The following is a 12117-nucleotide window of genomic DNA, read 5'->3' on the forward strand; positions in this document are numbered from 1 at the left end:
CCCCGGGGCGCCTTCGGATTTCCTCAGGCGCTACCCGGGAACGGCTGTCCACGGACCCCGCTCGGGTCCGCGGCTGCCGGCCGGGGGCCGTCCCCCCCGGCCGGACTCCGTGGGATCAGGCCTGCGCGGAGATCCGCGCGAGGCGCTGGGCCTCTTCCCGCGTGGACACGGCGATGGCGTCCTCGTCGGCGAAGAGGAGGCGGTTGTTCTCGACGATCTGCTTGCCGTTGACGAACGACGCGGTGACCGGGGCCGCCGCACCGAAGACCAGCGCGGTGACCGGGTCGGCGATCGAGGAGTGCAGGAAGGTGCTGAGGTTCCAGAGCACCAGGTCGGCGCACTTGCCGGCCTCCAGCGAACCGATGTTGTCGGCGCGGCCGAGGACCTGGGCGCCGCCGTACGTACCGAGGCGCAGGGCCTGGCGCGCGTTCAGGGCGCGCTCGCGGTGGACCGGGTTCAGGCGGTTGATCAGCAGCGCGTTGCGCAGCTCGGTGTGCAGCTCGCCGGACTCGTTGGAGGCGGTGCCGTCCACGCCGAGGCCGACCGGGACACCGGCGGCGAGCATGTCCGGGACGCGGGCGATGCCGGCGGCCAGACGGGCGTTGGAGGACGGGCAGTGCGCGACACCGGTCTTGGTCCGGGCGAACGCGGCGATGTCGGAGTCGTTCATGTGGACGCTGTGCGCCATCCACACGTCCTCGCCGAGCCAGCCGGTCGACTCGAAGTAGTCGGTCGGTCCCATGCCGAACAGTTCCTTGCAGAACTGCTCTTCCTCGACGGTCTCGGAGCCGTGCGTGTGCATGCGCACACCGAGGCGGCGGGCCAGCTCGGCGCCCTGCTTCAGCAGCTCGGTGGAGACCGAGAAGGGGGAGCACGGGGCGACGGCGACCTGGGTCATCGAGTCGAAGGAGGCGTCGTGGAACTTCTTGACGGTCGCCTCGGTGTCGGCGAGCGCGCCTTCGAGGGTCTCGACGGCGTGGTCCGGCGGCAGGCCGCCGTCCTTCTCGCTGCGGTCCATCGAGCCGCGGGCGAGGGTGAAGCGGACACCCATCTCGGACGCGGCGCGGATGATCGAGCCGGACAGGTCGCCGGAGCCCTTGGGGAAGACGTAGTGGTGGTCCATCGCGGTGGTCACACCACCCTTGGCCATCGCGGCGAGGGAGCCCTGCGCGGCCGTGTACGTCATCTGCTCGTCGATGCGCGCCCACGTCGGGTACAGCGCGACCAGCCAGTTGAAGAGGTTGTGGTCGGTGGCCAGACCACGCGTGATCCACTGGTAGAAGTGGTGGTGGGTGTTGACCAGGCCGGGGGTCACGAGGTGCCCGGTGCCGTCGATGCGGCGGACTACGTTGTCGAGGTTCTCGGGGGCCTTGCCCGCGCCGATGGACTCGATCCGGTTGCCGGCGATGACGATGTGACCCGAGGCGTACTCGGTGTCGTTCGCGTCGACGGTCGCGATCGCACAGTTCTCGATGACGATGCGCAGGGCGGCGCTGTCATGGGCTGCCGATGCTGCCATGGGACTTCCTCGTGCTTTCAGTGGCGGTGCGGGCACGGCAAGGCCCAGGAGATTTGAGTGCCGGAGCCGGGGGCCTTGACAGCTGACAGTACTGCCGCCCCGTGTGATACGTCCGGGTGCCGATTCAGGAAGCTGGGAGTGTCGCGCGATCCCGGGGCCACTGCGGAGCCCCGGGACGCGCGTCCCGCGTCAGAGGTTGGTCATGTCCACGGGGATACGGGCGTCGGCGCCGTCCCGGAGAACAGTGGCCTCGATCAGACCGTACGGACGGTCCGCGGCGAAGTACACCTCGTTGTCGTTCTTGAGGCCGAAGGGCTCCAGGTCGACGAGGAAGTGGTGCTTGTTCGGGAGCGAGAAGCGGACCTCGTCGATCTCCGAACGGTGGTTGATGATGCGCGAACCCATCTGGTACAGGGTCTGCTGCAGCGACAGGGAGTAGGTCTCCGCGAAGGCCTGGAGCATGTGCTTGCGGGCCTCGGCGTAGGACTTCTCCCAGTTGGGCATCCGCTGCTCGTCGTCCGACCAGTTGAAGCGCCAGCGGGCCGACACCTGGGTGGCCAGGATCCGGTCGTAGGCCTCCTTGAGCGTCGTGTACTTGTCCTTCACGTAACCCCAGAACTCGGAGTTCGTGGAGTTCATGACGACGAGGTCCTTGAGGCCGGAGATGACCTCCCAGTTCGTGCCGTCGTACGTGATCTGGGTGACCCGGGTCTCCTGGCCCTCACGGACGAAGGAGTGGTTCACCTCGTCGGAGCCGATGAACTTCGAGTTGGCGTCCGAGGTGGCGATCCGGGACCAGGAGTACTCCTCGATCCGGATGCGTGCCTTCTGGATCGGCTCCTGGCTGGTGACGAACCAGCGCGCCAGGTGGATGCCGAACTGCTCGGCGGACTCGATGCCGTATTCCTTGGCGAAGGCGTACACCGTGTTCTTGGTGGTGTCCGTCGGCAGGACGTTGGCGTTCGAGCCGGAGTAGTGGACGTCGTCCATGTCGCCGGAGAGGGCGACCGAGACGTTCAGGTCCTTGATGTGGTGCGTGTCGCCGTCCCGCGTGATCTTGACGACGCGGTTCTCTGCTTTGCCGTACTGGTTCTGGCCCAGAATCGTGGCCATGCTAGCTCCCTCGGTAAACGGAGTAGCCGAACGGGTTGAGCAGCAGCGGTACGTGGTAATGCTCGCCCGGGTTCACCGCAAAGGTGATGGTGACCTCGGGGAAGAACGCACCGCTGTCCCTTACGCGGGGGGCGTCCTGCTGCGCCTCGGCTTGCTTCTTCTCGAAGTACGTCTCGGTCTCGAAGTCGAGACGCACGTGTGTGGTGCCCTCCGGCAGCGCCGGCAGGTCCTTGCAGCGCCCGTCCGCATCGGTGGCGGAGCCACCCAGGGCCGCCCACTCGCCGTGGAGGCCCGTACGGGCCGACAGGGAGATGGCGACGCCCTCGGCGGGCTTGCCGATGCTGGTGTCCAGGATGTGCGTGGACACCGACGCGGTGGTTTCGGTGCTCATGGTCACGCTCCTTCTGCTTCTGCTTCTGCGCGTTCGACGAGACGGGTGAGGCGGATCTTGTTGATCTTGACGAGCTCGCCGCGGGCGGTCTCCCGCTCCTGCTCCGGCGAGTTGTCGATCCGGACCTTGACCGCGTCACGCATGAACTCACCGGTCGCACCGGTGGCGCAGATGAGGAAGACGTGGCCGAACTTGTCCTGGTAGGCCAGGTTCAGTTCGAGGAGTTCGCTCTTGAGCTCCTCCGAGGCACCGGCCATGCCGCGCTGCTCGCGGGCGGAGGTCGGGTCTCCCGGCTTCGGCCGGCCGATCGGCGCGTGGCCTCCCATCGCTTCGCCCAGGTCGTCCGCGGTGAGCTCCGCCATGGCGGATTCGTTCGCGGCGAACAGGGAGTCGGCGGTGGCGAAGGGGCGCTGGGCGAGCATCTTGCTCCCCCACGCCGAGCTGGCGCACACCTCGTGCAGCTCGGCCGTGGCCGCGCTGTCGTCCAAGGCGTTGAACCGGGTGAGACCCGGGGTCGGACTCGAAGTCACGGTAGGCCTCCGTGGCCTGTTGTTGCTTTGACGGGCTGCGCATAGCTAACGCCCTCGACAACACGGCGTCAACACTTTGTTGAAACTTCCCGTACACAAAAGCCGCCGCCCGGGTGAATTGGGCGGCGGCTCGTCACCGTGAGTCAGACGCCGTTCACTCCTGGCTGCTCTTGCCCGCCCCCTTGGGGGTGCCGGAGTCCCTGTTCAAGTAGTTGTAGACGGTGAAGCGGCTCACGCCCAGGGCGCCCGCGACCGTTTCCACGCCGTGCCGCACGGAGAAGGCGCCTCGCGCCTCCAGTATCCGTACGACGTCCTGCTTGGACTTTCGGTCGAGCTGCGCCAACGGTACGCCGAACCGGCGCTCCAGGGCCGCCAGGATGTGGTCCAGCGAGTCCGAGAGCTGCGGCAGGCGCACCGCCAGCAGGTCCTGGCCCTCCCAGGCGAGCACGACGTCGTCGGGCTGCGCCAGGGAGGGATCCATCAGCTCGCCGCCCATGGCGTCCACCAGCGGCTTGACCGCGGTGATGAAGGGGTGGTCGCGGGGCTCGGTCATGACACCTCCTCCCCGATCACGTTGACCTGGAGCGAGACACGCGTGGCGCCGGCCTCCAGGGAGTCGCGCAGCAGCGCCTCCACCGCGGCCAGCACCCGGTCGGCCTCGCCCTCGGCGGTATTGCCGAAGGGGCCGACGTCCACCGCGTCCAGCTGGGCCTTCTGGATGACCTCGCGGGCCGCCACGGCATGGGCAGGAGCCTCTTCCAGATCGAAGGGCTCGGTCGTGAACTCCACTCTCAATCGCACGCCGTCAAGCTACCCGGGCAGGAAGGGGCGGCGCGACAGCGCCTCCCTGAGGGGTGGCGGTCGGGCGGCGGGCGGGGAGGACTTTTCGGCAGTCCGCACTTGACATCCGCGCGGACCCCCATGCAATCTTCCATCAGACAGAAAATAACTTCCGCAATACGGAAGGAGCGCACACCCCTCATGGGATACACGGACCAGCGCTTCGATGTGAACCTGTCGATCCTCTTCACGGAACTCCCGCTCCTGGAGCGCCCCGCGGCCGCCGCCGCGGCGGGCTTCACGGCGGTCGAGCTGTGGTGGCCCTGGATCGAGACCCCCACCCCCGCACAGGAGGAGCTCGACGCCCTCAAGAAGGCTCTTGAGGACGCCGGCACCCAGCTGGTGGGACTGAACTTCTATGCCGGCCGACTGCCGGGCCCGGACCGCGGTGCGGTCTCGGTACCCGGTGAGGAGTCGGAGCGTTTCAACGCCAACATCAACGTGGCCGCGGACTTCGCGGCCTCGGTCGGCTGCAAGGCACTGAACGCCCTCTACGGCAACCGCGTCGAAGGCGTGGAGCCGGCCGTTCAGGACGAGCTCGCCCTGAAGAACCTGGTCGTGGCGGCTCAGGCCGCGGACCGCGTCGGCGCGATCCTCCTGATCGAGACCCTCAACAAGCCCGAGTCGCCGCTCTACCCCCTGGTGAGCGCACCGGCCGGCATCGAGGTCGTGGACAAGGTGAACGAGGCCACCGGCCTCGGCAACGCCAAGTTCCTGCTCGACCTGTACCACCTGGCGATGAACGATGAGGACCTCTCCGAGGTCATCGAAAAGTACGCCGCCAAGACCGGGCACGTCCAGATCGCGGACAAGCCCGGACGCGGTGCCCCCGGCACCGGCGAGCTGCCCCTGGAGGAGCTGCTCGACCAGCTGAAGAAGGCCGGATACGAGGGCTACGTAGGCCTGGAGTACAAGGCCGCCGACGCTGCCGCTTCCTTCGCATGGCTGCCGGCCGAGGCCCGCGCCGCGAAGTAGGCGGACAAAGTCCGGGCGATCAGCCAGGCACTTCACGAACTTTTCGTACAAAGCATTAAGAGAAGGACCCTCATCATGAGCAACCTCCCCAAGATTGCCTGGATCGGTCTCGGAATCATGGGCTCCCCCATGGCCGAGAACCTCCTGAAGGCCGGCTACCCGGTCACCGGCTTCACCCTGGAGCAGGACAAGCTGGACCGTCTGGCCGCCGCCGGCGGCACCGCGGCCGGCTCGATCGCCGAGGCCGTGGCGGACGCCGACGTCATCATCACGATGGTGCCCGCCTCCCCGCAGGTCGAGGCCATCTCCTACGGTGAGAACGGCATCCTGGAGAACGCGAAGTCCGGCGCGCTGATCATCGACATGTCGTCGATCACCCCGCAGACCTCGGTCGACCTCGCGAAGAATGCGGCCGCAAAGGGCATCCGCGTCATCGACGCCCCGGTGTCCGGCGGCGAGGCCGGCGCCATCGAGGCCGTCCTGTCGATCATGGTGGGTGGCGAGCAGGCCGACTTCGACGAGGCCCTGCCGGTCCTCGAAGCCCTCGGCAAGGTCATCGTCCTGTGCGGCCCGCACGGCTCCGGCCAGACGGTGAAGGCCGCCAACCAGCTCATCGTCGCGGTGAACATCCAGGCGTGCGCCGAGGCCGTCGTCTTCCTTGAGAAGTCGGGCGTGAACCTCACCGCCGCCCTGGACGTCCTCAACGGCGGTCTGGCCGGCTCCACGGTCCTGACCCGCAAGAAGGACAACTTCCTGAACCGCGACTTCAAGCCCGGTTTCCGGATCGACCTGCACCACAAGGACATGGGCATCGTCACCGACGCCGCCCGCAACGTCGGTGCCGCCCTGCCGGTCGGCGCGGTCGTCGCCCAGCTGGTCGCCTCGCTGCGCGCCCAGGGTGACGGCGGCCTGGACCACTCGGCCCTGCTCCGTGCCGTCGAGCGCCTCTCCGGCGCTCAGATCTGAGCACTCCCCCTCTCGCGGGGGACCTGAGTTTCCGGATGGCGCCGGTGCTGACACCTGTCCTGTCGCGCCCAAGCGCCGGCGCCGTCCGGATTACCACTCACCCTTCAACTTCGTTCAACAAACTGTTGACGTTTAGTTCGTGCCGAAATTAGGCTGTTCCGCATGACGGAAGACGCTTTCCGTCAGCAGTTACCCCGTACGGAAGGTCACCATGTCGAAGCGCACGCTGACGACCGAGTCCGGCGCCCCGGTCGCCGACAATCAGAACTCCGCCACCGCCGGCGTCGGTGGCCCGCTCCTGGTCCAGGACCAGCAGCTCCTCGAGAAGCTCGCCCGCTTCAACCGTGAGCGCATCCCGGAGCGTGTGGTGCACGCCCGCGGCTCGGCCGCGTACGGCTACTTCGAGGTGACCGACGACGTCACCGCGTACACCAGCGCCGCGTTCCTGAACACGGTCGGCAAGAAGACCGAGACCTTCCTGCGGTTCTCCACCGTCGCCGACTCGCTCGGCGGCGCGGACGCGGTCCGCGACCCGCGCGGCTTCGCGCTCAAGTTCTACACCGAAGAGGGTAACTACGACCTCGTCGGCAACAACACCCCGGTGTTCTTCATCAAGGACCCGATCAAGTTCCCCGACTTCATCCACTCCCAGAAGCGCGACCCCTTCACGGGCAAGCAGGAGCCGGACAACGTCTGGGACTTCTGGGCGCACGCCCCCGAGGCGACGCACCAGATCACCTGGCTCATGGGTGACCGCGGTATCCCGGCGTCGTACCGTCACATGAACGGCTACGGCTCCCACACGTACCAGTGGACGAACGAGCAGGGCGAGGCCTTCTTCGTCAAGTACCACTTCAAGACGAACCAGGGCATCCGCAGCCTGTCGGGCGAGCAGGCCGCCGAGCTCGTCGGCAAGGACGCGAACTCGCACCAGACCGACCTGCTGCAGGCCATCGAGCGCGGTGTGAACCCCTCGTGGACCCTGCACGTGCAGATCATGCCCGCCGCCGAGGCCGCGGACTACCGCTTCAACCCGTTCGACCTCACCAAGGTGTGGCCGCACAGCGACTACCCGCTGCAGCGCGTGGGCCGTCTGGTCCTCGACCGCAACCCGGACAACGTCTTCGCCGAGGTCGAGCAGTCCGCCTTCTCCCCGAACAACTTCGTCCCGGGCATCACCGCCTCGCCGGACAAGATGCTCCAGGGCCGCCTCTTCGCCTACGCCGACGCCCAGCGCTACCGCCTCGGTGTGAACCACACCCTGCTGCCGGTCAACGCCCCGAAGGCGACGGAGGCCGACAACTACGGCCGCGACGGTGTCATGGCGCTGCGCAACGGCTCGCGCCACGACAAGAACTACGAGCCCAACTCGTACCAGGGTCCGGCCGAGACCGGTCTGGCGCTAGGCGCCCCGAAGGCCGTCTCCGGCTACACGGGCACCCACGAGGCTCCGGCCCACACCAAGGACGACGACTTCTTCCAGGCCGGTGAGCTCTACCGCCTGATGTCGGAGGCCGAGAAGCAGCGTCTGGTGGCGAACATCGCCGGCGGTCTGTCGCAGGTCACCCTGGAAGACGTCATCGAGAAGAACCTGGCTCACTTCCACGCCGCCGACGCCGACTACGGCAAGCGCGTCGAGGAGGCCGTCCGCGCCCTGCGCGACGCCTGAGCCACCCGGTTGTACCGGGGGCCTGACGGGAGGTCAGGCCCCGGGTGCTCAGCCCGACCCGTGGACCCGGATGAGGGGTGGTACACGGTGAGGGCAGGACGAGGACCGTGGCGAGCGTGCGAGCCAGTGCGGTGGTAATGGGTTCCGAGGCCCGTCTCTTGACCTGAGGGAGACGACGCCGGAGTTCTCGTCGCCCGCCCGCCACGGTCCCAGCCGATCCTCTTCGCACAGGGGCTACGCACAGAGCCCCCTGCACGCGGAGGTACCCACCTCCCCACACACTCCGCCCGGCGGTGCGAACGTCCTGTCGCGCCAGCCTCGCACCGTCGGGCGGTAACAAACCAGAGCGCCGAGTCACGGACGGTCCCGTGACTCGGCGCTTTGCCGTGCCCGGGCAGGACCCCGCCCCGGGACGGGAGCTCTCCTCAGTGGACCTTGCGGAAGATGTCCTCGCCGGGTTCGGTGTCCAGCGCCTCGCGGTCGAACACCAGCATGCCGAGGAAGAACAGCCCTCCCAGGAGGAGCAGGCCGGCCACGACCACGACGGGGACCAGCGCCTCGCGCGGCGTCACGAGGACGAACAGCGCGAGCAGGGTCCAGACCAGCGCGCAGACGGCGACCGGCAGCTCCAGGCGTCCGAGGTCGAAGGCGCCCTCCTGGCGGCCCAGGCGGCCGCGGACGGCCAGGTAGAGGACGATCGTCGCCCCGTAGATGACGGCCGGGAGGATCGTCGACGCCGTGATCAGCTCCAGCAGTGCAGCGCCGGGCAGCGCCACCATCAGGACGAACCCGAGCGCGAGGATCAGCAGGGTCGCCGGGACCGGCGTCCGCGTACGGGGGTTCACCCGCCGCATCACCTGGTGCGCGGGGAAGCGTGCGTCGCGCGACATCGCGAAGACCAGCCGCGAGCAGGAGACCATCACCACGATCCCGGCGCCGAAGAACGCGAACGAGATCGCGACGAGCAGCACCTTCTCCGCGGCCGGACCGAGGTTCTCGCGCATGATCGCCGCGACCGGCGACCCGTCGGCGCTGATCCGCGGGACGTCCTCGATCGCGACGGTCAGCGCGATCAGGAAGAGCATGCCGAGGATTCCCGCGGCGACGACCGACCCCACGATCGCGCGCGGAACGGTGCGGTGGGGGTCCTTGGCCTCCTCGGCCAGGTTCGCGGCGGAGTCGAAGCCCACGAGGGTGGCGAGACCCATGATCATCGCCAGCATCAGCCCGCCGCCGACGGCGAAGTAGCCGGGCGTGTGCGCGGCGACTCCGCGCGAGGTGAGGTTGGCTGCCGAGCCGTCGCCCGTGACCGCCACGGCGATGACGAGCGCGATCGCCACCACCACGACGAGGGCCACTTCCAGCCCCACCGCCACCGAGTTGATCCAGCTGACCAGGCGCGTCGAGGCAATGGCGATGACGGCCTGGACGAGCAGCACCACGAGCGTGATCACGCGCGCGGTGTCCTCGTCCGCCGCGATGCCGGCGAGCGGCATGAACGACTGGCTCGCCAGCGCGTTGTCGATCGCCACGACGGCGATCGCCAGGAAGCAGAAGGTCAGCCAGCCGAACCACCAGCCGGTCCGCGGGTCGGCCAGCCGGGAGGCCCACTGGTAGGAGGAGCCGCTGAGCGGGATGCGGGCCGCGAACTGGGCGACCACCAGCGCCACCAGGGTCTGCCCCACCGCGGCGATCAGCCAGAGCCAGATCCCCACCGGTCCCGCGGTCCGGAGTACTTCGTCGTAGGTCCCGAAGACACCGACCGCCACCGAGATGAAGGCGAACGAGATCGCGAAGACCTGGAAGGAGCCCAGCGTGCGCTTCAGCTCCTGTCGGTATCCCCCGCGCTCGACATCGGCCCCGGCATCCGCCTCGGCCTCGGCCTCGGCGGAGCCGTCGCCTTCGCCGTCACGGCCCTGCCCGCCCGTCGAAGCCTCCGCCACGCCGGCCACCTCACTCTCCGCTGTCCCCCGCGGCCGCGGCGGAGCACCGGTCAGTGTCCTCTGCCGGGCCGCCCGCACGGGCCGCCGGCGGTCGACACACGTGACGAAGCCCCGAACGGACGCCGTCGTACGGGAGCCGTCGTACAGGAGCCGTCGTGGCGGCGTCTCCGTACGCGACCGCGGCGGCGCCCCGGAACACGGAGCGACCCCCGCCCTCCTTGCGGAGGGACGGGGGTCGCCGCGTACAGCCGGACCGGGTGCTGGTCCTTCGGGGGTGATCAGACCTGCAGGGCCTTGATCGCGGTCGGGGCGTGGCCCGGCTCGGTCGCGAGCTCTTCGAACTCGGTGACGTCGCTCATGTCGACCGTCTTGCTCATCGCGATGTTGGTGATGCGCTCCAGGATGGCCTCGACGACGACCGGGACCTGGAACTCCTGGGCCAGCTTCTTGGCCTCCTCGAAGGCCTCGCCCAGCTTGTCCGGGTCGGTGACGCGGATGGCCTTGACGCCCAGGCCCTCGGCGACCTTGACGTGGTCGACACCGTAGACACCCAGCTCGGGGGTGTTGATGTTCTCGAACTCGAGGTTGACCTCGAAGTTGATGCCCAGGCCACCCTGCGCCTGACGGATCAGACCCAGGTAGGCGTTGTTCACGAGGACGTGGACGTAGGGGACCTTGTGCTGGGCGGCGACCGCCAGCTCCTCGATCATGAACTGGAAGTCGTAGTCGCCGGACAGCGCGACGATCGGGGTCTCCGGCTCCGCGGTGGCGGCACCGATGGCGGCCGGGATGGTCCAGCCGAGCGGGCCGGCCTGGCCGCAGTTGATCCAGTTGCGCGGGCGGTAGACGTGCAGGAACTGCGCGGCCGCGATCTGGGAGAGGCCGATGGTGGTGACGTAGCGGGTCTCCGGGCCGAAGGCCTTGTTCATCTCCTCGTAGACGCGCTGCGGCTTCAGGGGGATGTTGTCGAAGTGCGTACGGCGCTGCAGGGTCGCCTTGCGGTCCTGCGCGGAGGCGGCCCAGGCGGAGAAGTCCGGCAGCTTGCCCTCGGCCTTGAGCTCCTTGGCGATCTCGATGAAGAGCTCCAGCGCGGCCTTGGCGTCGGAGGCGATGCCGAAGTCCGGGGCGAAGATCTTGCCGAGCTGGGTGGGCTCGATGTCGACGTGGACGAACTTGCGACCCTTGGTGTAGGCGTCCAGGTTGTAGCCGGTGTGACGGTTGGCCCAGCGGTTGCCGATGCCGAAGACGAAGTCCGACTCCAGGAACGTCGCGTTGCCGTAGCGGTGCGCGGTCTGCACACCGACCATGCCGGCGGCCAGCTCGTGGTCGTCCGGGATGGTGCCCCAGCCCATCAGGGTGGAGATGACGGGGACGTTCACCAGCTCCGCGAACTCGACCAGCAGGTCGGAGGCGTCGGCGTTGATGATGCCGCCACCGGCGACGATCAGCGGGCGCTCGGACTCCAGCAGGAACTGCAGGGCCTTGGCGGCCTGGGCGCGGGTGGCCTGCGGCTTGTAGACCGGCAGCGGCGCGTAGGTGGCCGGGTCGAACTCGATCTCGGTCAGCTGGACGTCGATCGGGAGGTCGATCAGGACCGGGCCCGGACGGCCGGAGCGCATCAGGTGGAAGGCCTCCTGGAACACGCCCGGGACCTGCGCGGCCTCCAGGACGGTCGTGGCCTTCTTGGTGACCGGCTTGGCGATCGAGGCGATGTCGACGGCCTGGAAGTCCTCCTTGTGGAGCTTCGAGACCGGGGCCTGACCGGTGATGCAGAGGATCGGGATCGAGTCCGCGATCGCGGAGTACAGGCCGGTGATCATGTCGGTGCCGGCCGGGCCCGAAGTACCGATGCAGACACCGATGTTGCCCGCCTTGGCACGCGTGTAGCCCTCGGCCATGTGCGAAGCGCCCTCGACGTGGCGGGCGAGGGTGTGCGCGATGCCGCCCACGTTCTTGAGCTCTCGGTAGAACGGGTTGATCGCAGCACCGGGGACACCGAACGCTTGTTCGACACCCTCGAGCTTGAGGATCTCCACTGCAGCGGCGGCGGCTGTCATACGAGGCATCGAGTTCTCCTGCGGGTCTGGCGGTCAGGCTTTTCCGTAATCCGGAAGTTTTGTTCTGCTATACGGAACAAGCTAAGCGGCGACTCCGGCGACGTCAAGGCGGTA

General features: G+C 68.3%; 11 protein-coding genes. 3 read left to right on the top strand and 8 right to left on the bottom strand.

What is annotated here, in order from left to right; translation table 11 throughout:
• Positions 1-115 precede the first annotated feature (115 nt).
• From ACFY0D_RS16365 to ACFY0D_RS16390, 6 genes are all read right to left on the bottom strand, one after another.
• Positions 116-1519 (bottom strand): 8-oxoguanine deaminase, encoded by a 1404-nt coding sequence (locus tag ACFY0D_RS16365; RefSeq protein ID WP_390798960.1) that lies wholly within the window; start codon positions 1517-1519, stop codon positions 116-118.
• Positions 1520-1708: 189 nt separating this feature from the next.
• Complete coding sequence (gene pucL, locus ACFY0D_RS16370) at positions 1709-2632, bottom strand: factor-independent urate hydroxylase (protein ID WP_390798961.1); 924 nt, start codon at positions 2630-2632, stop codon at positions 1709-1711.
• Position 2633: 1 nt separating this feature from the next.
• Positions 2634-3023 (bottom strand): hydroxyisourate hydrolase, encoded by a 390-nt coding sequence (gene uraH / locus ACFY0D_RS16375; protein ID WP_327382449.1) that lies wholly within the window; start codon positions 3021-3023, stop codon positions 2634-2636.
• Between the two features lie 2 nt (positions 3024-3025).
• Complete coding sequence (gene uraD / locus ACFY0D_RS16380; RefSeq protein WP_390798962.1) at positions 3026-3553, bottom strand: 2-oxo-4-hydroxy-4-carboxy-5-ureidoimidazoline decarboxylase; 528 nt, start codon at positions 3551-3553, stop codon at positions 3026-3028.
• A gap of 154 nt (positions 3554-3707) precedes the next feature.
• Entirely contained in the window at positions 3708-4106 is a 399-nt protein-coding gene (locus ACFY0D_RS16385) for a helix-turn-helix domain-containing protein (protein WP_390798963.1), read from the bottom strand.
• Complete coding sequence (locus ACFY0D_RS16390) at positions 4103-4354, bottom strand: thiamine-binding protein (protein ID WP_390798964.1); 252 nt, start codon at positions 4352-4354, stop codon at positions 4103-4105. The genes ACFY0D_RS16385 and ACFY0D_RS16390 overlap by 4 nt, the downstream gene beginning before the upstream one ends.
• Positions 4355-4534: 180 nt before the next feature.
• Here ACFY0D_RS16390 and ACFY0D_RS16395 point away from each other — a divergent pair, with 180 nt between their 5' ends.
• The 3 genes from ACFY0D_RS16395 to ACFY0D_RS16405 all read left to right on the top strand — a co-directional run bounded on the left by ACFY0D_RS16395 (position 4535) and on the right by ACFY0D_RS16405 (position 8003).
• Positions 4535-5368 carry a TIM barrel protein gene (locus ACFY0D_RS16395; RefSeq protein ID WP_327738274.1) on the top strand — a complete coding sequence of 278 codons (834 nt, stop codon included), beginning with the start codon at positions 4535-4537 and terminating at the stop codon, positions 5366-5368.
• Positions 5369-5443: 75 nt separating this feature from the next.
• Positions 5444-6334: a 2-hydroxy-3-oxopropionate reductase gene (locus ACFY0D_RS16400; protein WP_390798965.1), complete on the top strand. Its 891-nt coding sequence runs from the start codon at positions 5444-5446 to the stop codon at positions 6332-6334.
• Between the two features lie 211 nt (positions 6335-6545).
• A complete protein-coding gene (locus tag ACFY0D_RS16405) occupies positions 6546-8003 on the top strand; it encodes a catalase (protein WP_390798966.1) in 1458 nt (485 codons plus the stop codon).
• Positions 8004-8428: 425 nt separating this feature from the next.
• Here the strand turns inward: ACFY0D_RS16405 and ACFY0D_RS16410 are convergent, their stop codons facing one another.
• Positions 8429-9946, bottom strand: coding sequence for an APC family permease (locus tag ACFY0D_RS16410; RefSeq protein ID WP_390798967.1), 1518 nt, complete (start codon positions 9944-9946; stop codon positions 8429-8431).
• Positions 9947-10224: 278 nt separating this feature from the next.
• A complete protein-coding gene (gene gcl / locus ACFY0D_RS16415; protein WP_189967828.1) occupies positions 10225-12012 on the bottom strand; it encodes a glyoxylate carboligase in 1788 nt (595 codons plus the stop codon).
• Positions 12013-12117: the final 105 nt, after the last annotated feature.

Source organism: Streptomyces sp. NPDC001502 (assembly GCF_042894785.1).
Taxonomy (GTDB): domain Bacteria; phylum Actinomycetota; class Actinomycetes; order Streptomycetales; family Streptomycetaceae; genus Streptomyces; species Streptomyces kutzneri.